Raw genomic sequence first — 21,062 nt, forward strand, 5'->3', positions numbered from 1 at the left:
CTCGATGTGCGAGCCAGTAGCGTTAACCCTTTTACGGTGCGCACCATCGTTTTACTGTGTACAATGCGTCGAAAGGATGAACGTCAAGGGGACGAGATGGGAAACGACGGTGTGGTCGCGGTGGAACGAGCGCTCGGCCTGCTCGATTGCTTCAGGCTCGGCAAAGAGAAACTCTCGCTTGCTGCGCTCGCAAGCGCGTCGGGCATGCACAAGACGACGGTTTATCGGCTAATGAACTCGCTCGAGCGCATGGGTTACGTCGTGCGTTCCGACGACGGCATGTATGGACTCGGCGCGCGCGTGCTTTATCTAGGCAAGCTGTATGAGCAGTCGTTTCATCTGTCGTCAGTGGTGGAGCCCATACTCTTCGCGCTCGCGGCGCAAACGAAGGAAAGCGCCTCGTATTACGTGCTCGAGAAGAACCAGCGTCTATGCCTGTTCCGGGCGGAGCCGTCCGAGGGTCTGCGCGAGACCCGGCTCGCGGGAACATCGCTTCCGCTCGACGACACCGCTATCGGCCAGGTGATCCGTTACTGGGGACTGCACGAACCGATCTTTTCCGAGCCGCCGCAGATTCCTCTTTTCACCTCGGGCGCGCGTGATGTTCATACGGCGGCGTTCGCCACGCCCGTGTTCGGCCCCGACGAAGAATTCATGGCCGCGTTGACGCTATCCGGCCCGGCCTCGCGCTTGAACGCGGCGCGTGAAACGGGCGAGCTGATTGCGCCGCAACTTCAGGCTGCGTCCGATCTTTCTCGACGGCTCGGGGCGAGCATGGCGTTTTGCGAGCGCATGTACGGCACCGGCGAGCGCCGTCAGGCCTGAACTCACGCAGCGGCCGAATCGGCAGATTCACGGCGCCGCGCCAAGCAACGCGCTGGCAGCGAGCGCGTCGTCGAAGAGTTGCGAGCGGATACGCTCATCGTCCACATCGAAGTGGCCTATCACGCCCGAAAGCGTCAACACGCCGACGAACGCATCGGACATACCGAAAAGCGGCGCGGCCATCGACGCGAGCAGCGGGTCGCCGACGCCCGACGAAGAAGCGATGCCCGCCACGCCCGCGCTCGCGAATGCCTGCACGGTTTTGCGCTCGAAGCGTTTGAAAGCGAGACTGGACGCCGACTTGTCCATTGGACGCCGCGTGCCGGCGCGGATCGCCACGCGAACATCGCGCTCGGGTTCCGCCCGCAGCAGACAAAGCCGCGAGTCGCCGTCCCGCACATAGACTGACGCACTGGCGCCGGTTTTCTCGCTGAGCCGCTCGACGACCGGCTGCAATGTGGTCACAAGACCCACGCTGCTTTCGAATGCGCGGCCGAGTTGAGCGGCCTTGTAGCCCAACCGGTACATGCCGTTTTGCTCCTTGTGCACGAAGCCGCGCGCTTCGAGCGAGAGCATGTACCGCAAGATCACGCTCTTGAAGAGCCCCGTTCGCTCCTCCAGCTCCGACAGCGACCGGCCGCCAGGCTGACCCAGAAACGCTTCGAGCAAGGAAAGCGTTCTGTCGACTGCGGCCACTGACCGGTCTATTTGTTCGTCATCCTTATTGTTCGACTTCATTGCCTATCCCTTTGGCTTGCAGCCACGCCTTCCGGCAACCTGATCAGGACGTCCGGTGTCAATTCGTCGATGCTGACGACGCCGAGCAAGCCGAGATTGCGTTGCACCTCTGCTTGCAGGATGCCGATAGCATGCGCGACGCCCGCCTTGCCGGCCACCGAGGCGGCATAGTTGAACGGCCGGCCGACGAAGACGAAATCCGCGCCGAGCGCCAGTGCCTTCAAAACATCGGTGCCCCGCCGGATGCCTCCGTCGATCATCACGGCGATGTCGTGACCGACTGCATCCGCGATTCCAGGCAGCACGCGAAGCGGCGCGGCGGTGCCGTCCAGTTGTCGCCCGCCGTGGTTCGAGACGATGATTCCATCGGCGCCGTGATCGCGCGCGGCGATCGCATCGTCGGTTGCCATGATGCCCTTGATCACGAGCTTTCCCTTCCATTGCGCCCGGATCTGACGCACATGACTCCAGTTCAGGTGGTCCTTCGCGCCGAAATCGCGCACGACGCGGCCCGAGAAAATGGGCGCGCCTCTCGTCGCATACGAGTTCTCGAAGTGCGGCATGCCGTGGTTGACGAGCGTTCTGAGCGCGGTGCCGAAGAGCCATCGAGGGCGCGTGACGCCGTCCCACGCGAGCCGCATGCTCGGCTTCAGCGGCGTCGAAAAGCCCGTGCGGATATTGTTCTCGCGATTGGCCAGCACGGCCGTGTCCACTGTCAGAACAAGCGTGTCGTAGCCGGCGCGTTCGACACGTTCGATCAGCGCGCGAATCTTCTCGGGTTCGCCCGGAAGATAGGCCTGAAACCACGTGCCGGACGCTTCCTTGACGACTGTCTCGAGAGGAATGAGCGACGAGCCGCTCATGATCATCGGGATGCCGGCTTCGCGAGCGGCTTGTGCTTGAACGAGGTCGCCACGGTAAGCGGACAACGCGGAAATGCCCATCGGCGCGATGCCGAACGGAGCGCGATAGGTTTTGCCGAGCAGTGTCGTCGCTTGCGTGCGCCGGGATACGTCTCGAAGCACGCGCGTGACGAAGCGATATTCCGAATACGCCCGTTCGTTGTCGTCCAGCGATGCGTTGCGCTCGGCTGCACCCGAGATGTACCCAAATATGGGGCGCGGAAGATGCCGCCGCGCGGCGATCTCGAAGTCATCGAGCGACAAGTATCGCCGCAACGCCTTGGGAACCGGCTGTGCCGGAGCTTGCTTGGTTGGTTCCGCTTTCATTGCCCGCCTCTCGGATGCACGCATGCCAGCAGAGGCAAGACATCCATGCTGATTCGTGGACCGCTCCGCGTATTGACGACCGCGCCGTGGTTTCCAAGATCATAACGCCGTTATGAAAACTGCACAACGGCTCGCAGCGCACGATCTGCTCAGGGCAGGCTTGTGCGGGGGCCACATGCCGCGCCATATGGTTGCTGAAGACCTCGCGAAAGGAACGCTTGTCGAACTCCAGCGGCACGCATGGCACATGCGTCCGCTCTCCTTCATGCTGTCGCAGCGGCGCGAGTACTCTCTTTCCGATCGCCAGAGCTGCACGAAGGTTGCTATTCGAAGCGCGGTCCTACGCTCAACTAAGAAAGCCAGAAGGCCCGCCAATCCTGAGGAACGGCCAGTACGGCCTGGCGTTGGTCGGGCGGCGGACATCCGCAAAGCAGATAGCGTGTTGCGCCTACAGCCGCGACCAGATTACCTTAAGCTGACGCTCCCACTGAACCGGTAATCGGGCTCATCGCCCTCCTCTAGCGAGTCGGTCCAGTTCGCGCATCGACATCGTGATAGTCGCAGTCGTGTTCATGGCCCGCGCGCCAGACACGCTTGTCCGGCCACGAACCTAGGGCAACATGCGACATCTCCACTTGCCAGAAACACGACCTTTGGACTTGGGACGTACAGACGGTCGTTCTATGAAAACGGTATTGCCAACTTACGTCGAGCGCCGAAGCGCTCACGTTCCGCCCTCAGGTCCACGGCACATGGGTACGATCCAGATCCCGATCCAGCTGATACGCCGCACTGATCAGCGCCAGATGCGTCAGCGCCTGCGGGAAATTGCCGAGGGCCGCGCCGTTGGTCGCGACTTCTTCCGAGAACAGCCCGAGATGGTTCGCGTAGGCGAGCATCTTCTCGAACACGAGCCGCCCTTCATCCACGCGCCCCGAGCGTGCAAGCGCCTCCGCATACCAGAACGAACACGCGCTGAAGCCGCCTTCCATGCCAGGAAGACCGTCGAGCGTCGTGCCGCGCGTATAGCGAAAAATCAGCGGATCGACGCGCAAATCGCGGCCGATGGCATCCAGCGTGCCCGTCCAGCGCGGATCCTTCGGGCCGATGAAGCGCACGAGCGGCATCATCAACGCGGATGCATCGAGCGTCGATGAGCCCGGCGTCTGCACGAACGACTGAAGCTCTTCGTTGAAGAAATTCTCGTGTATGTCGCGATGAATGTCGTCGCGCGTCTGAAACCATGTCGGCAGCGGCGCGGGAAGCGAGCGCTTTTGCGCAAGACGCAGCGCGCGATCCACCGTGACCCAGCACATCAGCCGCGAATGCAGCAGCGGCCGCTTGCCGTTGCGGAATTCCCATATGCCGTGGTCGGCCTCGCGCCAATGCTGCACGACATAGTCGACCGTGCGGGTCACATGCTGCCAGCCTTGGTACGAAGTCGCCGCGCCGTATTTGTTGTAGAGATAAACCGAGTCGAGCAGCGCGCCATAGACATCGAGCTGGGTCTGTCCGCGCGCGCCGTTGCCCACGACGAGCTCGCCCGGCTCCGACTCGCCAAGCGTCGAGAGTTGCGTTTCTTCGGGCGCGGGCTCGCCGTCCACTGCATACATGACGGCAAGCGATCCGTCCGAACTGCAATCGCGATTGCGCTCGGCAATCCAGCGCATGAAGCGCTCGGCCTCGCCTGTATAGCCGAGACGCAGGAGCGCATAGACCGAGAATGCGGCGTCGCGAATCCATGTGTAGCGATAGTCCCACCGGCGCGACCCGTCTTGCGCTTCCGGCAAACCGAACGTCGGCGCCGCGACGATCGCGCCGTGATCGTCCGAACTCAGCAGCTTCAGCGTCAGCGCGGAACGCAGCACGACTTCGCGATATCGTCCGCGATAGGTCGAGCGAGACGACCATTCCTTCCAGAACGCGATGGTCTCGTGCAACATGCCGTCGAACTTCTCTTTGGTGTCGAGCTTCGGCATGTCATCGACCGCGCCCAGCGCGAAGCAGGCCGAATCGCCCTCTTTCATGTCGAGCGTCGCGCGTACGCCATCTTGCTCGATGGACAGCGGCACGCTCGCGCGCAGTTCCAGCGGCGTGCCGTTGTCGGCTCTCGCGAACCGCACGCCCTTCTCTACCGCATGCGCCGTGTGCCGAACACGCGCATAGTCGAAGCGCGGATCGCACCGGACATCCAGTGTCATGCGGCCGTACACGATGCGCACGATGCGCATCACGCAATTGGGCACCGCATCGACGCGTGCTTCGGAAGACGGCACGGGCATCAGGTCGAGCAACTCGCAGACGCCCTCGCCCGTCATGAAGCGCGTGAGCAGCACGTTCGTCTCGGGCAGATACATCTGCTTGACGTTGGCATCGCAGTCGCGCGGGGAGATCGCGAAAGCGCCACCGTGCTCGTCGTCGAGGAGCGACGCGAACAGCGTGGGCGAATCGACGCGGGGAAAACACATGAAGTCGATCGTGCCGCGCACCGACACCAGCGCCGCCGTCTTCATGTTGCCGATTACGCCGCGCGCATCGATGGGCAGAACGGCGGGCGGAATCTGCTGCGATGGATGGCCCAAGGGAGTGTGCTCCGGCTTGAAGTTTGAAGCCGATGAGCAAGGGACATTCCCGCGTCGCGTCGCGTCGCGTCCAGGACAAACGTTAGACGCGACGATGTTCGAGCTTAACGCGCTGCGGTCGTATCGTTCGGGCCGGAGACGGGCTGCATCGGCGCTGCCGTGAAGGCCGCTTCGCTCGCGTGCATGTCTTGCGTTGCGACGGCGTCGTGCGTCGTCGGCATGTCGATGCCGGCGTGATGCGACGACCTGCCGTAGCTCGCGATATAAAGCGTCACCGCGACGGCCACGCCCACGAGCACCGCGACCACGGCCACGCCCGATGACTTGCGCTTCATCTCATCCCCATTTCGTGTTCGTGGGTGAAGATAGCATCGATGCGCGACGCGCACCGTGTGGCGACGCGCATTCGCTCGCGGGGAAATTTGTTTGTCGCGTCAGATGGATAGCAAGCGGGTCCCGAGCTTGTCCACAGAGTTGAACACAGAAACTGTGGATAAGCTCTGCGCGAGATCCCGGCTTGCTGCCGTGTCTTACATCGCCCGGCAAGCCTCCGCGCACTTCCGGCACGCGTCGCTGCACGCCTGGCAATGGCTCGCGGTATGACGGCTGCATTCGTCGGCGCATGCATCGCAGATTCGCGCGCACAGGTCGCAGAAATCGCGCATGAACTGCGTGTCGCGCGCAAGCGATTCCGACGTGAAGCGGCACAGCGCCGCGCAGTCGAGATCGAGACGAATGCACTTCTCCATCTCCGGCAGATGGCCTTCCGCAATGCACGCCGAGGCGCAGTTGTCGCAAGCGGCGGCGCATCGGTCCAGCGCGGCGATACAGTCGATATAGTCGCTCATTCGGCAAATCCTCGTCAGATAGTTGGACTAGTCGCGCGTCGATTGCGGCGGCACCGGGTTGTTGTCCTGCGCGGTCGGCAGCGCGTTCTCGCTCGCGGGATGCTTCTGCTTTTCGCGGGCATCGAGTTTCTCTTGCCGCGTATCGCCGGAAGCAGGCGCGCCCACCGGTTCGTCCATGTCGTCGGCCGTTGCGCGTGGGCCGTCGTTATCGCCTGAAACCTGAGTCATGCTGCCCTCCTTTGGCGTAGTCATCGTTCGTGAATGGCCCAGCAAGCCACGGTCCCGTGCCGGCGCGCAATGCGCTACCTTTCTATCGACTCGTATCCGCCTTCCGGAACCTTATCCATCGACATGAATAGCATCCGCAGCTCCGTGCTCAGGCCGTGAAAATGGCACATGAACGTATCCGGGTTCGCGTAGTACCACGGCGTGTTGAGTTCGTTGAAGCTCACGAGTTCCGCGGAGTCCGGCTCGGGGCAAAGGCCGTGCGAAATCATCTGCTCCATGAAATAGAACTGGTCGCCCTGACTGGAAAACGTGTATTTGATGTCCTCCGTTTCCAGCACGCGCGCAAGCACGCTTTGCAGCACGTTTGCATTCGCTTCCGTGTTGCGAAAGCCCATCACGCCCGAATTGAAGCGCCAGCCGCAGATATCGGCGGTCAGCACGCGATCGCGGCCCTCGGTGAATCGTTCGAGCTTGACCGATGGGTTCATGACGAGAATGTCGGCATCGATCCAGAAGACCCACTCGTGATGCGGCAGATACTTCGCGAGCAAGAACGGCTTCGACCAGTTGCCGCATGCTTCGCGCTGGAAATCGGCTGGCACCGCGCGATGTTGATACAGCGTATAACCGTGGCGCTCGCAGAACGCGCGCAGACTCGCTTCGCCGAAGCGCGCATAGCCCGCGATGTTCGGCGTGTACAACATGACGACCGCGATCGCCCTGCCCGGTTGATAGACGGTCAGCGGCTCGTCTGTATCGCATTCAGGCGGCGGCGAGGCGTCGAAGAACGCGCTGTGTCCCGCCGCATGGCACGCGTTCAGATGACGCGCGAACACGGCCCGCCAGCGCGGACCGTACTTGCTATAGAGACGCGGCGTGAACACGAGCGACACCGCCACCACCGGCGCGCCGCGCAAGTCCGGGTGTTGGCCCGACCACATGGATGCAATCGGTATCACGCCGTTGAGCATGTCCCAATCGGCAACCGTGGGAAACGCCTCGAGCAGTTCCTCTTCGGTGACGAACTTGCCGTACTCGTAGAAGGCCCGGCATCGCGCAGCCATGCCACGCGCGATGCGCCGGTTCTCCTCGGTATTTCGGATAACGAACATTTCCGTATTGACGCCGAAGAAGCCTTTGGTCACGAGGCTGTCTCGCCCTTCCATGATCCGGCCGAAATCTTCGAAGCGCACGAAAAGCGCATTCTCCGTCGCAAAGATGACGACTTCGCCCTCGGCCGTGCGCGCGAGCCGGTCGCTGATCATCTGGTATTTGAAGAGCACGCCGAGTTCGAGCGAATCGACGCTGCTCGACATCGACTCGTCGTAATGAGCCGCTTGCGTTCGGCGACAGAACTCGGCGTGGTTGTCGCGTGATGATGTCGCGCGGCGGTCGGAGAAGCAGCTAACCAGTGTGACCATGTTGTACCGGCAAGTGAATAGCGTGGACGCACGAAGCGCGGCGCAAGAGGCCGCGCGCAAGGGGCCATAGCATATCCGTTGCAGTCAACGAACTTGCAAATTATTGCGTCAACCGAAGTATCGCTGCGCGCAGCGAAGAGCGACCCGCGCTCAATTGTAGGACGTGCGCAGAAGCATGAAAGCACTAACGACGCACGGCGCGCTCGCGTGTGCGCAGCACGCGCACGATGCCTACCGCGACGCCAATCACAGCCGCTGCCGCCGCGCCGACGAGGGACACCTGTGCGCCGCGCTGTCCATCGATCCCGAATGCAACCGCCGCCAGCGCCGCGCCCAGCGAAAGGCCGATCATGCGCGCCATCGTCATCAGGCCGCCCGCCGCGCCGCTGCGTTCGTGCGGCGCCGACGTCAGCATGATGCGATTGTTCGGCGTCTGAAAGAAGCCGAATCCGATGCCGCACACCGCGACGCGCCACGCGATGTCCACATTCGAAGGCGATGCCGGCAGCCCGATCAAAAGGCATAGCCCGATTGCCATGATGCCAAGCCCCAAGCCGCCTATCAGCCCCGGCGCGTGCCGGTCCGACAGGCGACCGGCGAGCGGCGCGACGAACACGATCACGAGCGGCCACGGCGTGACGAGCAGCCCGGTTGTCGTCGCGCTGCGGGCGAACTGGTGTTGCAGCATGAACGGCAGCGCCAGATAGGCAAGCGTCTGCGCCACGTAGGAGCAGATGGACGTCAGCGAGGACAGCGAGAGAATGGGAATGCGCAGCAGATCCAGCGGCACGAGCGGCGCGGGCCGTCCGCGTTGATGGCGGATGAGCGCGAAACCGGCGATGCACGCGCACGCGATCTCGACGAGAGGCAGCGCCCGCAGTTGCACATGACCCTCGCCCGCGCCCTCGCCCGCGCCGAGCCCGCCCACGCCCAGGATGAAGAGCGCGATGGCGAGCGCGCTGAGCGTCGCGCCCGCGAAGTCGAAGCGGCGCGCGGCGTTCGGCGTGCCGGGCGGCAGCATCGTGCTGGCGAGACCGAGCCCGACGATGCCGAGCGGCACGTTCACCGCGAAGAGCCAGCGCCATCCGGCGACCGAGAGGATCCCCGCCGCGACTGTCGGCCCGAGCGCCGCCGAGAGCGCCACGGTCAAGCCGAGCAGCGCGATGCCGCGCCCGACGAGCTTCGGCGGATAGACCTGCCGCAGCAGCGCGGGCACGATGGTCGACATGCACGCGCCGCCCACGCCCTGAATCGCGCGAGCGGCGACCAGGAGCGGCAGCGTCGGCGCGAGCGCGCAGCCTATCGACGCAAGCGTGAAGACGACGAAGCCCCACAGGAACACGCGCCGAAAGCCGAGCATTTCGCCGAGCGCGGCGAGCGGCAGCACCGAGACGGCGACCGCGAGCTGATACGCGGTGACGACCCAGACGGTATCGGCGGCGCTGCGCGAAAGGTTGTGCGCAATGGTCGGCAACGCGACGTTCGCGATCGACGAATCGAGGTTGCCGAGGAACGTTCCGAGCAGCACGGAGACGACTGCCCAGTAATTGACGCGGGTGGCGGGTATTGCGCTGTTCATCTGTTCTTTTGGAATGCCCGCGGGAAGCGGACCCGCGCGGCGCCCGCATGGTAACGGACTCTGCCGCTCGCGTGCAAAAGCGTGCTGTCCGCCAATGCGCTGGGCTTCTGCCTGATCCTTGGCGCGGGCGCGCTGGAGATTGCGTCCTCCGCGTTTCATGCGAACGATCGTTCCTCGCGAAACGGCGGTTCATTGTGCGCGCGCCGTGACTTTCGGGCGATCCGCTCACCGCGCGCGGCGCAACGACGACTTCGCGAGCGGCGCAGGCAGCCAAGCCCTCGACCGCGTGGCTACGGACGGCGCTCAGGCGCGAAGGCGGTCGAGCGCCGCGTGGCCGGGTCATCGTGAGTGGTCACGTGAAGGCCGCGCGGCAAATGGCGTCCGTCCAGCTCATCCCTGCCATATTGAATGGCGAACTGCTCGGCAGCTCTCGCCGTCGCGAACGACCGGAACGGGCCGATCGCGCGCCGCACGCCGCCCGGCCGCTCGATCAACACCGTCGAGATGAACTCGCCGGCCGCTCTCGCGACGACCGCCGACAACTCGCACCCCCGGTACTCCACTGGAATGGCGTCCATCTGATCCTCGCTTTGAAGAGGCTGAGTACGGAACCGACGCATCATTTGTAACGCGAAAATAATAAACACGACGTGCGTCGACTAACACTCGCTCTGCGCCAGATAGGCATGATTCTCGTTTAGCCGGTATGCTTCGCCGATGCTTTCAACTGAAAGCGTCCGAACTTCCGCTTCCGACTTCTTGATGCCCTCTTTCACTCTACGACGGCAGTATCGAAACGCCGCTTTGACGCTCTGTGCGTTCGCGCTCGGTGCCGCAACCCACGTGGCCAACGCGCAAGAGTTCTCGATTCTCGCCGGCCCGCTCCAGAGCCGCAGCCATAACACGTATTCCTGGGAAGCAAGCTATCGCGAGGGCCTCGGCCCGTACGCGGCCTGGAGCTTCTCGTGGGTCAACGAAGGTCATATTCCGAACCATCACCGCGATGGTCAGGCAGCGCAGTTGTGGGCGCGGATGCCGCTCTGGAACAACCGCGTCGAGTTGGCGGCGGGCGCGGGTCCGTACCGTTACTTCGACACCAGCGAGGCGGAAGCCGGCGGCGACTATTCGAATACCCACGGCTGGGGCGGCCTCTTCACGCTGCGCGCCGCGTATTACTTCGATAACCGCTGGATCGCGGAGATGAAGCTCAATCGCGTGCAGGCGTTCGGCGGCCCGGACACGACGGCCCTGCTCTTCGGCATCGGCTATCAGCTCGACGCGCCGAGCGGCCACGGCCCGCGCGACTTTCCGCCGTCGCGCACCACGAACGTCACCGGCAACGAGGTCACGGTACTGATCGGCACGACCATTCTCAACAGCCTCGATTCCGAATCGAACGTGGCGGAAAGCATCGAATACCGGCGCGGCTTGTGGAAGTACGTCGATTTCACCGCGTCGTATCTGCACGAAGGCGGCCACGTGCAATCGCGGCGCGACGGCGTCGCCGCCCAACTGTGGGCCGCGCGCGCGTTCTTCGACGACCGGCTGACGCTCGCCGTCGGCGCGGGGCCGTATCTGTCGATCACGCAGAACGACGATCTGCCGCAGAACCGCACTGGCGACGGCCGCTTCGCGGGTCTCGTCTCGTTGTCGGCGAGCTACCGCTTCACGAATCGCTGGCTCGCGCGCGCGACGTGGAACCGCATGGTGACGCGCTACGACCGCGATGCGGACATCATCGAAGCGGGCATCGGCATGCGTTTCTGACCGCGCCGTTACGCCCGTCCAGTTTCACCGCTGGCGCGCTACTTGCGTTTGGACGAGCCGTCATTTGCTCTCAACGGCTCCTCCATGATCGACGTCCCGCGCAAAACGCTGCTCATTTCTCCCCATCTCGACGACGCCGTGTTCGGCTGCGGCGCGTCGCTCGCCGGCGCATCGGACGTGCTCGTCTGCACGGTGTTCACGGGTTGCCCCGCTGCCGATGCCAGCACGGACTGGGACGCCCAGTGCGGCTTTTCGGACGCGAAGCAGGCGATGCTCGCGCGCATCGAAGAAGACAACCGCGCGCTCGGGATGCTCGGCGCGACGCCGCTGCATCTAGGCTTTCTCGACTCGCAATACGTTCCTTTCGCGCCCGAGGCCGACAAGCCCACGCGCGCGACGTTGACGCAGGCATTTCTCGACGCGATTGAAGAGCACCGCCCCGAAGCGCTGTTGATTCCGCTCGGGCTTTTTCATTCGGATCACGCGCTCGTGCATGAAGCCGCGTGCGATGCATGGTTGCGCCATCCCGAGTTGCCATGCATCGCGTACGAGGAGGCGCTGTATCGACGCCAGCGCGCGCTCTTGCAGCAGCGGCTCGCGGACTTGATGCAACGCGGCATCGACGCCACGCCGCTCAATGCGCGTCTTCCCGAGCATGGGGAAGCAGCGCGCCGCGAAGGGTTGAAGCGCGAAGCCGTGGCCGCGTACACGAGCCAATTGAAGGCGTTCGGCCCGAACGGATACGACGACGTATTCCTGCCCGAGCGTTTCTGGACCCTCGAACCCGCGGAGAAGCGCGCATGAGCGCCGTCCCGCAGCCATTGCAGCAACCCTTGGCGCGCCCGCGTCACGACGCCGCCGCGCGCCTCACCGTGGTCGTGCTGACCTATAACCGCGCCGACCAGGTGCTCGACACGCTCGCAAGACTCGCGGCGCTGCCGGATCGCATCGACATCGTCGTGGTCGATAACGCCTCATCGGACGATACCGCCGCTCGCATCGCGCAAGCCTTCCCGTTCGTCGAACTGGTCGTCGCGCCGTCGAACATGGGCGCGGCGGGGCGCAATCTCGGCGTGGCGAAGGTCCGCACCGAATACGTCGCCTTCTGCGACGACGACACCTGGTGGAGCCCCGGCTCGCTCTCGCGCGCAACGGAGATCCTCGACGCCGCGCCGCGCGTCGCGGTGCTGAGCGCGCGCGTGGTCGTCGGAGAAAACGGCGATGCCGACGAAACCTGCGAGCGCATGCGCGTGAGCCCGCTCGGCGCGAACGGTCTGCCGGGGCCGGCGCTCATCGGCTATATGGCCGGCGCGAGCGTGTTTCGCACGAGCGTCTATCGACAGATGGGCGGCTATGAGCCGCGGCTCTTCATAGGCGGCGAAGAGTCGCTGCTCGCGCTCGACATGCTCGATCACGGCCACGCCCTCGTCTATGCAGACGAACTCGTGCTGCATCACCATCCTTCTCCGATACGCGATAGCGCCTTGCGCAGACGCCTGCTCGCGCGCAATGCGGCGTGGGTCGCGTGGCTGCGATTGCCGCTCTCCGAAGCCTTGCACGCGAGCATGCAGGCGCTCGCCGTCATGCGGCGCGAAGGTGCGTTCTGGCGAGATGCGATTCAGATGTTGCGTGGATTGCCCTGGGCGCTTGCACATCGGCGCGTGGTGGGCGCTCATGTGCGGATCATGCGATCGATCGTTCGCGAAGACGATCGCCGCCATGCCCGCGACGAGGCGAGCAACCACGCCACGATACCGGCAGACGCTACACACACCATGTAAAACCGCGCCGCTGTCGTTCACGCCACGTCTAACGAAATTTTGTTCGTCTCCCAACGAACCAACGAATCTGCGCAATTTTCGGCCGGTGGCACAACGAATGCTCACAAGCCATCAAGCTTCGAAAGACGCGGCAATCTCTGTGCGCGCTCAACGGCTCGAAGCCCATTTCGAACAACGCGAATCGAGGGGGCCTACACGTGAAGATCGCACTTATCAGTGAGCATGCGTCGCCTCTAGCGGTAGCGGGCGGGGTCGATAGCGGCGGGCAGAACATCTACGTCGCGCACGTCGCGCGGCAGCTCGCACGCAACGGCCATCAAGTGGATGTCTTCACGCGCCGCGACCGTTCTCTCTTGCCGCTGGTGTCGCGTTTCGAAGGCATACGCGGGATTCGCGTCATCAATGTGCCTGCGGGTCCGCCGGTGCAACTGGCGAAGGAGCAGCTTCTTCCGCACATGGACGAGTTCGCTCGCTACATGATCGGCTTCTTCAAGAAGCAGGCGACGCCTTATCACGTCGTGCATGCGAACTTCTTCATGTCGGGACTCGTCGGCATGCGCATGAAGGAAGCGCTGGGCGTGCCGCTCGTCACGACGTTTCATGCGCTCGGCCGCGTGCGGCGCATTCATCAAGGCGCGGGCGACGGCTTCCCCGATGAACGCTTCGAGATCGAAGACGCGCTCGTGCGCGAATCGGATTCGGTGATCGCGGAATGCCCGCAAGACGAAGCGGACCTCGTGTCGCTGTATCACGCCCAGCGCGAACGCATCGATCTCGTGCCGTGCGGCTTCGACAGCACCGAGTTCCATCCGATGAAGAAGGCCGAAGCGCGTGAACGTCTCGGCTGGCCGCAGGACCGCTTCATCGTGCTGCAACTCGGACGCATGGTGCCGCGCAAGGGCATCGACAACGTGGTGCGCGGCATCGGCCTCTGCAATCGCGAGCTGAACGAAGACGCGCATCTGTATGTGATCGGCGGCAACTCCGATGAAGCGAATGAGATCGCGACGCCGGAAATCGGCCGTCTGCGCGGCATTGCGCAGGAATGCGGCGTGGCCGACAAGGTGAACTTCCTCGGCCGTCATGGAAGGCAACGCCTCAAGACTTTCTATAACGCAGCCGATGTGTTCGTGACGACGCCTTGGTACGAGCCTTTCGGCATCACGCCGCTCGAAGCCATGGCATGCGGCAGGCCGGTCATCGGCGCGGACGTGGGCGGCATTCGCTATTCGGTGGCGCACGAGGAAACAGGTCTGCTCGTGCCGCCGAAGGACCCGCGCGCACTCGCCCATGCCCTCGCCACTTTGAAGCGCGACCCCGCGCGCGCCGAACGCATGGGCGCAGCGGGCCTCGAACGCGCGCGCGCCATGTTCACATGGTCCGGCGTCGCGCAGTCGCTCGAACGCGTCTATGCGCGCGTGGCGGGCGTGGATATCGCGCAGGACCTCGACAGCCGGCGCGCCGCATACGGCAGCGCCACCGCATGAAGCCCGCCGTTTTCCTCGATAAGGACGGCACGCTGCTCGACGACGTGCCCTATAACGTCGATCCCGCGAAGATGCGTCTTGCGCCGGGCGCACGCGATGCGCTCGCCACCTTCGCGCGCATGAATGTGCCGATTGTCGTCATCAGCAATCAGAGCGGTGTCGCGCTCGGCAAGTTCGATGAATCCGCCCTTCGGCACGTCGAACGCAAGCTGCACGAGCTTGCTGCTGAAGCGGGCGCGCGCCTCGCGGGCATCTACTGGTGTCCGCATCATCCGCAAGGCACGGTCGCAGGTTATGCGCGCGCATGCGATTGCCGCAAGCCCGCGCCGGGCATGATTGAACGGGCCGCGCGCGAACTCGACCTAGACGTGGCGCGAAGCTGGTTCGTCGGCGACATTCTCGACGATATCGAAGCAGGCCATCGCGCGGGCTGTCGCGCAGTGCTGATCGACAACGGCAACGAGACGCTGTGGCAACGCGGTCCGTTGCGTGAGCCGGATGCCACTGCCAAGGATATGGCCGAAGCCGCGCGCATCATCGAGCGTGCGTGGCATGCGACGGAGCTCGCGACATGAAGCGCGATCCGTCACGGGCGAACGATATCGCCATTACTCTTCAGCCCGCGAACGCGCACGCACGCGCGCCGGCCGTCGCGCCTCAACGCGTATGGGGCGCGGACGTGCGGCGCATTCTCTGCATTCGCCTCGATAATCTCGGCGACGTGCTGATGACGACGCCCGCGCTGCATGCGCTGAAACACGTGTATCCGGGACGGCATCTTACGTTGCTCGCATCGCGTTGGGGCGCGCAGGCGGCGCGTTTCATCGACGATATCGACGACGTGATCGAATACGATGCGCCTTGGGTCAAGCATGACAAGCCGATGGATGCGAGCGGAGACCTCGCGATGTGCGAGCGGCTGGCATCGCTCGGCTTCGATGCCGCCGTCATCTTCACGGTCTATAGCCAGAATCCGCTTCCCGCAGCGATGTTTTGCCATCTGGCGAAGATTCCCCTGCGCCTTGCGCATTGCCGCGAAAATCCATACGGCCTCCTAACGGACTGGGTCGCGGAACGTGAACCGCAGGAGGGCACGCGACACGAAGTCGAGCGGCAGCTTGCGCTCGTCGGGAGCGTCGGCGCAACCCACGCGGATACGCGCATGCGCTTTGCGTTGCGCGCCGAAGACGAGGCATCGCTTGCGCGCAAGCTCGACGAACGCGGTATCGATCTCGACGCGCCCTTCTTTGTCATGCATCCCGGCGCGACCGCCGCATCGCGGCGCTATCCGCCCGAGCGATTCGCGCAGGCCGCACGCGTGCTCGCTGAAAGAACCGGCTGGCCCGTGCTCGTGACCGGCTCGGCGAGCGAAGCGCCGTTGTGCGACATCGTCAGCGCGGGCGATACGCGCGTCGTGAGTCTCGCGGGGGCGCTGGGACTGGGCGAGCTTGCGGCACTGATCGCCCATGCGCGCGTGCTCGTTTCCAACAACAGCGGTCCCGTGCATATCGCGTCGGCGCTTGACGCGCCGGTCGTCGATCTGTATGCGCTCACCAATCCGCAGCATATGCCGTGGCAAACGCCGCATCGCGTGCTGTACCGCGATGTGCCCTGCCGCTGGTGCTATCGCAGCGTGTGTCCCGAAGGGCATCACGCGTGTCTGCTCGGCGTGAGCGTCGATGAAGTCGTCGATGCTGCGCTGTCCTTACTCGATGCCCGCACCGAACAACATCCTGCTCATCTGACACTACCCTGAGAGACGCGCCTTATGTACACACTCGGAATCAATGCGGTCTATCACGACAGCGCGGCGGCGCTGGTTCGCGACGGCGTCGTGATCGCGGCGGCGGAAGACGAGCGTTTCACGCATGTGAAGCATGCGAAGCGCCCCGTGCCCTTCTCGACGTGGCAGCTTCCTTTCGATGCCATCGACTATTGCCTGAAGGAAGCCGGCATCGAACTCGCGGATATCGACCATGTAGCGTATTCGTACGATCCGCATCTGTTCTCGGGCATGCCCAAGCAGGCGAAAGCGACCATCGCCCTGCCCTTCATGCCGTCGGAACATGTGAGCGGCAACCCGTCGGAATCGCCGTGGGACCCGCTTTTCCTCAGCTATATCGTCAATGCGCGCGGCCAGTTGCTCGACGGCGCGCCGCATCATCTGAAGAAACGTTTCGCAAGCGGCGGACGCGCGCCGCGCTTCGAGTGGCACAACGTCGATCACCATCTGTCGCACGAAGCAAGCGCGTTTCTCGCGGCGCCGTATGAAAACACTGCGGTGCTCACGATGGACGGCCGCGGTGAAGGCGTGACGACGAGTCTCGGTCAGTTCGTCGATGGCGAGTACAAGCGTCTCAAGCAAGTGGAACTGCCGCATTCGCTGGGCTTGCTCTACGAAGCCGTGACGGACTATCTCGGCTTCCTTCACTCGTCGGACGAGTACAAGGTCATGGCGCTCGCCTCCTTCGGCAAGCCCGCATACGTCGATCAGTTCCGCGAGATCGTGAAGTATCGCAACGACGGCAGCTATACCGTGGATGCGCCGCGTCTTGTCGAGCGCTTCGGCCCGCGACGCGAACGCGGCGGTCCGCTCACGCAGCATCACTACGACATCGCGCATTCGCTGCAAGTGGTGCTCGAAGAAACGGCGCTGGATCTCGCGCGCTGGCTGCATGAACGCACCGGCCTCAAGCATCTCGCGATGGCAGGCGGCGTCGCGCTCAACTGCGTGATGAACGCGCGTCTGCGTGATCGCGGTCCGTTCGAAGACATCTGGGTTCAGCCCGCTGCGGGCGATGCGGGCACCGCGCTCGGCGCGGCGCTGTGGACCGACTATCAGGAGCGCGTGAAGCAAGGCGATAGCAGCCGCCGCTGGCATATGAATCACGCGTATCTCGGCCCGCGTTATGAAGACGACGAGATCGAGCAGTTCCTCAAGTGGTCGAAGACGCCGTATCGCCGGCTGAACGACATTGCGAGCGAAACCGCCGAGATTCTGGCGTCCAATCGCGTGATCGGCTGGTACCAGGGACGCACGGAGTTCGGTCCGCGCGCGCTCGGCGCCCGCTCGATTCTCGCGTCGCCGATCGATCCGTCCATGCAGGCGCGCCTGAACGAGATCAAAGACCGCGAAGACTTTCGCCCTGTTGCGCCTGTCGTGATGGAAGAACATGCTGCGGACTGGTTCGTCGATGCACGCGTCGCGCCGTTCATGCTCTTCGTATTCGATGTGCGCGAGGACATGAAGACGCGCATTCCGGCGGTGACGCATATCGACGGCACCGCTCGCGTGCAGACCGTGAACCGCTCGCAGCATCCGCTCTATTACGACTTGCTCGCCGCATTCAAGGCGCGTACGGGCGTGCCGGTGCTCGTGAATACGTCGTTCAATACGCGCGGCGAGCCGATGGTCAATTCGCCGCGCGATGCGCTCGAATCGTTCTGGACCTCGCCCCTCGATGCGCTCGTGATCGGGCCGTTCCTGATCGAAAAGCCGGGAGTGCGTGCATGAGCACGATTGCAGGCTCGTTTCCCTACGACGGCGCGAAGGACGCGTCCACGCAGCGCAATCCGGGCGCAGCGTCGGGCGCGGCCTTCGACGTGTCGGTGGTCGTGCCGACGTATCGGCGGCCCGACATGCTGGAACGCTGTCTGCGCGCGATCATCGCGCAGGACTATGACAAGACGCGCTTCGAGATCATCGTGTGCGATGACGGTCCCGATGAAGCCACGCGCTCACGCGTGACCGCGCTCGCACGCGAGTTCGACGAAGCGCCCCGCATCCGCTATGTACCCGTCACCGCGACGCAAGGCCCGGCGGGCGCTCGCAACGCGGGATGGCGCGCGTCGGGCGCGCCGCTGATCGCGTTCACCGACGACGACACGATCCCCGATCCGCATTGGCTCGCAGCAGGCGTCGCCGCGTTGCGAGCGGGCGCGGACGCCGTATCGGGACGTATCGTGGTGCCGCTCGGCCCGCGTCCGACCGACTACGAACAAGACGCAGCCGGTCTTTCTCGCGCGGAATTCGCGACGGCTAATACGTTCGTGACGCGCCCGGCGCTCGCACGCGTGGACGGCTTCGATGCGCGCTTCACGTCGGCGTGGCGCGAAGACTCGGACCTTCAATTCGAACTGATGCGCATCGGCGCGCGCATCGTGCGGTCGCACGATGCAATGGTTCTGCATCCGGTGCGGCCGGCGCGCTGGGGCGTGAGCCTGTCGCAGCAGAAGAAAAGCCAGTTCGATGCGCTGCTCTACAAGAAGCATCGGTCGCTCTTCAAGACACGCATTCGCAGCCTGCCGCCGCTGCTCTATTACGCGATCATCGTCGCGGTAGTCGTGGCCGTCTTCGCGCTCGCGAACGGCAACAACAAGCTCGCGGGCGTGTGCCTCGCGGACTGGCTCGGCATGACCGCATGGTTCTGCTTCAAGCGCCTGAAGTCGACCGCGCTGACGCCGTCGCACGTGCTCGAAATGGCGTGGACATCGCTATGGATACCGTTTCTTTCGGTGTACTGGCGAATCTACGGCGCCGTGAAGTTCCGCGTGGTGTTCATATGAAACCGGAGAACGTCGAGCGCATTGCGATCTTCCGCGCGCTTCAGCTCGGCGACATGCTGTGCTGCGTGCCCGCGATGCGCGCCCTGCGCCGCGCTTATCCGAATGCGCATATCGCACTGATCGGCTTGCCCTGGGCGCATAGTTTCGTCGAACGTTATGCGCATCTCGTCGATGAATTGATCCTGTTTCCGGGCGCCGTCGGCTTTCCGGAGCAGGAAGAAACGGACGCGCACCTCCCCGCCTTCTACGACGCCATGCGCGCGCGCCGCTTCGATCTCGCTATCCAGTTGCACGGCAGCGGCGGCGTGGCGAACGATATCGTCGAAGCGATGCACGCGCGCGTCAACGCGGGCTTTCTCAAGCCGGACGAAGCGCCGCGCGCGGGCGTCTTCATTCCGTGGCCCGACGCGTTGCAGGAAGTCGCGCGCTATAACGCGCTGATGCAGGCGCTCGGTATCGATGCGCACGACACGCAGCTCGAAATCCCGCTCACGCAACAGGACACGCGCGAGTGCGATGAACTGATCGAACGATATGGCCTCGACACTGCACGACTCGTTCTCGTGCATGCCGGCGCTCAGTTGCCTTCGCGACGCTGGCCTGCGGAACGCTTCGCGCAAGTGGCAGCCGCGCTTGCGAGCGATGGCTGGCAAGTCGCGTTGACCGGCAGCGCAGGCGAAGCGGCCATCACCGCGAGCATCGCCAACACGCCCGGCGTCCATGCGATCGACCTGACCGGCAAGACATCGCTCGGCGGGCTGGCTGCGCTCGTCGCACGCGCGCGACTCATCGTGTGCAACGACACGGGGCTTTCCCATGTGGCGGCCGCGATGCGAACGAAAAGCGTCGTCATCGCATCGGGCAGCGACACGCAACGCTGGGCGCCGCTCGATCATGAAAGGCATCGCGTGCTCGCGGACTATCCGCCGTGCCGTCCGTGTTCGTTTCGCGAGTGTCCGTATGGGCATCCTTGCGCGCTCAACGTGAGCGTCGCGCAAGTGCTCGATGTCGCACGACTTCAATTGCCCGTAGAAAAACTGGAAACCGATGCCCACTGCTAATCAACGACGTCTGCGCGTGCTCACATGGCACGTGCACGGCAACTACCTCTACTACCTGACCCAGGCGAAGCACGATTTCTATCTCGTCACGAAGCCCGGTCATTCGCCCGGCTACGCGGGCAAAGTCGGCGTGCTGCCGTGGGGCGATAACGTCCATGAAGTACCCGCCGACGAAGTGGCGTCGCGCGAGTTCGACGTCGTGCTGTTTCAGCATCGCACGCACTGGGACGACGATCGCATCAACCTGCTTTCGGATGCGCAGCGGCGATTGCCTCGCGTGTATATCGAACACGATCCGCCGCAGGAGAATCCGTTCGAACAACGCCATTGGGTGCAGGATCGCGACACCCTGCTCGTGCACGTGACGCACTTCAATCGCCTGATGTGGGACAGCGGCGAGACACCGACGCGCGTGATCGAACATGGCGTGGTGGTGCCGCAAGGCGTGCGCTATACGGGCGAGAAAGAACGCGGCATCGTCGTGATCAATCATTTGCGGCAGCGCGGGCGCAGGCTCGGCAGCGACGTGTTCGCGGATGCCGCGCAACGCGTGCCGCTCGATCTGGTCGGCATGGACGCGGAATCGGCGGGGGGCTTGGGCGAGATCGGCAATCTGGAGCTGGCCGCGTTCTCCGCGCAATACCGCTTTTTCTTCAACCCGATTCGCTGGACCAGCCTCGGACTCGCAATCGTCGAAGCCATGACGATCGGCATGCCGATCATCGGTCTCGCGACGACGGAGCTCGCCACCGTCATTCGCAATGGCGAGAGCGGCTTCATTCATACCGACACGAACGCACTCGTCGATGTCATGCAACAACTGTTGCGCGATCCCGCTGAAGCGCGGCGACTCGGCGAAGGCGCGCGCCGTCTCGCGCTGGAACGCTTTCACATCGACCGCTTCGCCGCCGAATGGGAAGCGACCTTGCGCCATGTGTGCAGTTGACCGA

20 protein-coding genes and 1 pseudogene are annotated in these 21,062 nt (G+C 64.0%); 12 read left to right on the plus strand and 9 right to left on the minus strand.

Translation table 11 applies throughout. The annotated features are described in order from the left end of the window. The first annotated feature begins 96 nt into the window (after nt 1–96). The gene (locus LDZ26_RS16515) at nt 97–825 is read left to right on the plus strand and encodes an IclR family transcriptional regulator (RefSeq protein ID WP_244849251.1); all 729 of its coding nucleotides are present in this window, start codon (nt 97–99) and stop codon (nt 823–825) included. A 27-nt stretch (nt 826–852) separates the two neighbouring features. Here LDZ26_RS16515 and LDZ26_RS16520 read toward each other — a convergent pair whose 3' ends face one another. Continuing rightward, a complete protein-coding gene (locus LDZ26_RS16520) occupies nt 853–1,563 on the minus strand; it encodes an IclR family transcriptional regulator (RefSeq protein WP_244849252.1) in 711 nt (236 codons plus the stop codon). Then, nucleotides 1,560–2,792, minus strand: coding sequence for an alpha-hydroxy acid oxidase (locus tag LDZ26_RS16525; protein ID WP_244849253.1), 1,233 nt, complete (start codon nt 2,790–2,792; stop codon nt 1,560–1,562). Before LDZ26_RS16525 ends, LDZ26_RS16520 begins: the two co-directional genes overlap by 4 nt. Nucleotides 2,793–2,925: 133 nt before the next feature. On the opposite strand from LDZ26_RS16525, the pseudogene LDZ26_RS25675 reads away from it, so the two are divergent. Next, nucleotides 2,926–3,093 (plus strand): annotated as a pseudogene (locus tag LDZ26_RS25675) (LysR family transcriptional regulator); the annotation flags it as partial. 436 nt (nt 3,094–3,529) lie between these two features. On the opposite strand, the gene LDZ26_RS16535 reads toward LDZ26_RS25675, so the two are convergent. The 7 genes from LDZ26_RS16535 to LDZ26_RS16565 form a co-directional block, all read right to left on the minus strand. Further along, nucleotides 3,530–5,374, minus strand: coding sequence for a glycoside hydrolase family 15 protein (locus LDZ26_RS16535; protein ID WP_244849254.1), 1,845 nt, complete (start codon nt 5,372–5,374; stop codon nt 3,530–3,532). 104 nt (nt 5,375–5,478) lie between these two features. Next, nucleotides 5,479–5,709 (minus strand): hypothetical protein, encoded by a 231-nt coding sequence (locus LDZ26_RS16540; RefSeq protein ID WP_244849255.1) that lies wholly within the window; start codon nt 5,707–5,709, stop codon nt 5,479–5,481. Between the two features lie 195 nt (nt 5,710–5,904). Then, nucleotides 5,905–6,222, minus strand: a complete 318-nt coding sequence (locus LDZ26_RS16545) for a four-helix bundle copper-binding protein (RefSeq protein ID WP_244849256.1) — start codon at nt 6,220–6,222, stop codon at nt 5,905–5,907. A gap of 27 nt (nt 6,223–6,249) precedes the next feature. Beyond that, on the minus strand, nt 6,250–6,450 hold the full coding sequence (locus tag LDZ26_RS16550; protein ID WP_244849257.1) for a hypothetical protein: 201 nt from the start codon (nt 6,448–6,450) through the stop codon (nt 6,250–6,252). Nucleotides 6,451–6,524: 74 nt separating this feature from the next. Further along, nucleotides 6,525–7,766, minus strand: a complete 1,242-nt coding sequence (locus tag LDZ26_RS16555) for a hypothetical protein (RefSeq protein WP_244849258.1) — start codon at nt 7,764–7,766, stop codon at nt 6,525–6,527. Nucleotides 7,767–8,055: 289 nt separating this feature from the next. Next, nucleotides 8,056–9,450 carry an MFS transporter gene (locus tag LDZ26_RS16560; protein WP_244849259.1) on the minus strand — a complete coding sequence of 465 codons (1,395 nt, stop codon included), beginning with the start codon at nt 9,448–9,450 and terminating at the stop codon, nt 8,056–8,058. A 290-nt stretch (nt 9,451–9,740) separates the two neighbouring features. Next, entirely contained in the window at nt 9,741–10,028 is a 288-nt protein-coding gene (locus LDZ26_RS16565; RefSeq protein WP_244849260.1) for a hypothetical protein, read from the minus strand. 184 nt (nt 10,029–10,212) lie between these two features. Between LDZ26_RS16565 and LDZ26_RS16570 the strand changes: the two genes are divergently transcribed. The 10 genes from LDZ26_RS16570 (at nt 10,213) to LDZ26_RS16615 (ending at nt 21,058) form a co-directional block, all read left to right on the plus strand. After that, complete coding sequence (locus LDZ26_RS16570; protein ID WP_370650687.1) at nt 10,213–11,217, plus strand: hypothetical protein; 1,005 nt, start codon at nt 10,213–10,215, stop codon at nt 11,215–11,217. An 84-nt stretch (nt 11,218–11,301) separates the two neighbouring features. Continuing rightward, nucleotides 11,302–12,021: a PIG-L deacetylase family protein gene (locus LDZ26_RS16575; RefSeq protein ID WP_244849262.1), complete on the plus strand. Its 720-nt coding sequence runs from the start codon at nt 11,302–11,304 to the stop codon at nt 12,019–12,021. After that, nucleotides 12,018–12,998, plus strand: coding sequence for a glycosyltransferase family 2 protein (locus tag LDZ26_RS16580; RefSeq protein ID WP_244849263.1), 981 nt, complete (start codon nt 12,018–12,020; stop codon nt 12,996–12,998). The genes LDZ26_RS16575 and LDZ26_RS16580 overlap by 4 nt, the downstream gene beginning before the upstream one ends. Before the next feature lie 197 nt (nt 12,999–13,195). Further along, nucleotides 13,196–14,485: a glycosyltransferase family 1 protein gene (locus LDZ26_RS16585; RefSeq protein ID WP_244849264.1), complete on the plus strand. Its 1,290-nt coding sequence runs from the start codon at nt 13,196–13,198 to the stop codon at nt 14,483–14,485. Then, the gene (locus tag LDZ26_RS16590) at nt 14,482–15,060 is read left to right on the plus strand and encodes an HAD-IIIA family hydrolase (RefSeq protein ID WP_244849265.1); all 579 of its coding nucleotides are present in this window, start codon (nt 14,482–14,484) and stop codon (nt 15,058–15,060) included. Before LDZ26_RS16585 ends, LDZ26_RS16590 begins: the two co-directional genes overlap by 4 nt. Beyond that, nucleotides 15,057–16,241 carry a lipopolysaccharide heptosyltransferase II gene (gene waaF / locus LDZ26_RS16595; protein ID WP_244849266.1) on the plus strand — a complete coding sequence of 395 codons (1,185 nt, stop codon included), beginning with the start codon at nt 15,057–15,059 and terminating at the stop codon, nt 16,239–16,241. Before LDZ26_RS16590 ends, waaF begins: the two co-directional genes overlap by 4 nt. 12 nt (nt 16,242–16,253) lie before the next feature. Further along, a complete protein-coding gene (locus tag LDZ26_RS16600) occupies nt 16,254–17,999 on the plus strand; it encodes a carbamoyltransferase C-terminal domain-containing protein (protein ID WP_244849267.1) in 1,746 nt (581 codons plus the stop codon). After that, nucleotides 17,996–19,051 (plus strand): glycosyltransferase family 2 protein, encoded by a 1,056-nt coding sequence (locus tag LDZ26_RS16605; RefSeq protein ID WP_244849268.1) that lies wholly within the window; start codon nt 17,996–17,998, stop codon nt 19,049–19,051. Before LDZ26_RS16600 ends, LDZ26_RS16605 begins: the two co-directional genes overlap by 4 nt. Beyond that, entirely contained in the window at nt 19,048–20,112 is a 1,065-nt protein-coding gene (locus LDZ26_RS16610; protein ID WP_244849269.1) for a glycosyltransferase family 9 protein, read from the plus strand. Before LDZ26_RS16605 ends, LDZ26_RS16610 begins: the two co-directional genes overlap by 4 nt. Next, nucleotides 20,099–21,058, plus strand: a complete 960-nt coding sequence (locus tag LDZ26_RS16615) for a glycosyltransferase family 4 protein (RefSeq protein ID WP_244849270.1) — start codon at nt 20,099–20,101, stop codon at nt 21,056–21,058. Before LDZ26_RS16610 ends, LDZ26_RS16615 begins: the two co-directional genes overlap by 14 nt. Nucleotides 21,059–21,062 lie beyond the last annotated feature (4 nt).

Source organism: Caballeronia sp. SL2Y3 (assembly GCF_022879575.1).
In the GTDB taxonomy this organism is placed as follows: Bacteria; Pseudomonadota; Gammaproteobacteria; order Burkholderiales; family Burkholderiaceae; genus Caballeronia.

Coding starts and splice junctions, on each gene's coding strand:
- LDZ26_RS16515 (WP_244849251.1), top strand. CDS start 97: ATGGGAAACGACGGTGTGGTCGCGGTGGAACGAGCGCTCGGCCTGCTC.
- LDZ26_RS16520 (WP_244849252.1), bottom strand. CDS start 1,563: ATGAAGTCGAACAATAAGGATGACGAACAAATAGACCGGTCAGTGGCC.
- LDZ26_RS16525 (WP_244849253.1), bottom strand. CDS start 2,792: ATGAAAGCGGAACCAACCAAGCAAGCTCCGGCACAGCCGGTTCCCAAG.
- LDZ26_RS16540 (WP_244849255.1), bottom strand. CDS start 5,709: ATGAAGCGCAAGTCATCGGGCGTGGCCGTGGTCGCGGTGCTCGTGGGC.
- LDZ26_RS16545 (WP_244849256.1), bottom strand. CDS start 6,222: ATGAGCGACTATATCGACTGTATCGCCGCGCTGGACCGATGCGCCGCC.
- LDZ26_RS16550 (WP_244849257.1), bottom strand. CDS start 6,450: ATGACTCAGGTTTCAGGCGATAACGACGGCCCACGCGCAACGGCCGAC.
- LDZ26_RS16555 (WP_244849258.1), bottom strand. CDS start 7,766: ATGTCGAGCAGCGTCGATTCGCTCGAACTCGGCGTGCTCTTCAAATAC.
- LDZ26_RS16560 (WP_244849259.1), bottom strand. CDS start 9,450: ATGAACAGCGCAATACCCGCCACCCGCGTCAATTACTGGGCAGTCGTC.
- LDZ26_RS16565 (WP_244849260.1), bottom strand. CDS start 10,028: ATGGACGCCATTCCAGTGGAGTACCGGGGGTGCGAGTTGTCGGCGGTC.
- LDZ26_RS16570 (WP_370650687.1), top strand. CDS start 10,213: ATGCCCTCTTTCACTCTACGACGGCAGTATCGAAACGCCGCTTTGACG.
- LDZ26_RS16575 (WP_244849262.1), top strand. CDS start 11,302: ATGATCGACGTCCCGCGCAAAACGCTGCTCATTTCTCCCCATCTCGAC.
- LDZ26_RS16580 (WP_244849263.1), top strand. CDS start 12,018: ATGAGCGCCGTCCCGCAGCCATTGCAGCAACCCTTGGCGCGCCCGCGT.
- LDZ26_RS16590 (WP_244849265.1), top strand. CDS start 14,482: ATGAAGCCCGCCGTTTTCCTCGATAAGGACGGCACGCTGCTCGACGAC.
- waaF (WP_244849266.1), top strand. CDS start 15,057: ATGAAGCGCGATCCGTCACGGGCGAACGATATCGCCATTACTCTTCAG.
- LDZ26_RS16600 (WP_244849267.1), top strand. CDS start 16,254: ATGTACACACTCGGAATCAATGCGGTCTATCACGACAGCGCGGCGGCG.
- LDZ26_RS16605 (WP_244849268.1), top strand. CDS start 17,996: ATGAGCACGATTGCAGGCTCGTTTCCCTACGACGGCGCGAAGGACGCG.
- LDZ26_RS16610 (WP_244849269.1), top strand. CDS start 19,048: ATGAAACCGGAGAACGTCGAGCGCATTGCGATCTTCCGCGCGCTTCAG.
- LDZ26_RS16615 (WP_244849270.1), top strand. CDS start 20,099: ATGCCCACTGCTAATCAACGACGTCTGCGCGTGCTCACATGGCACGTG.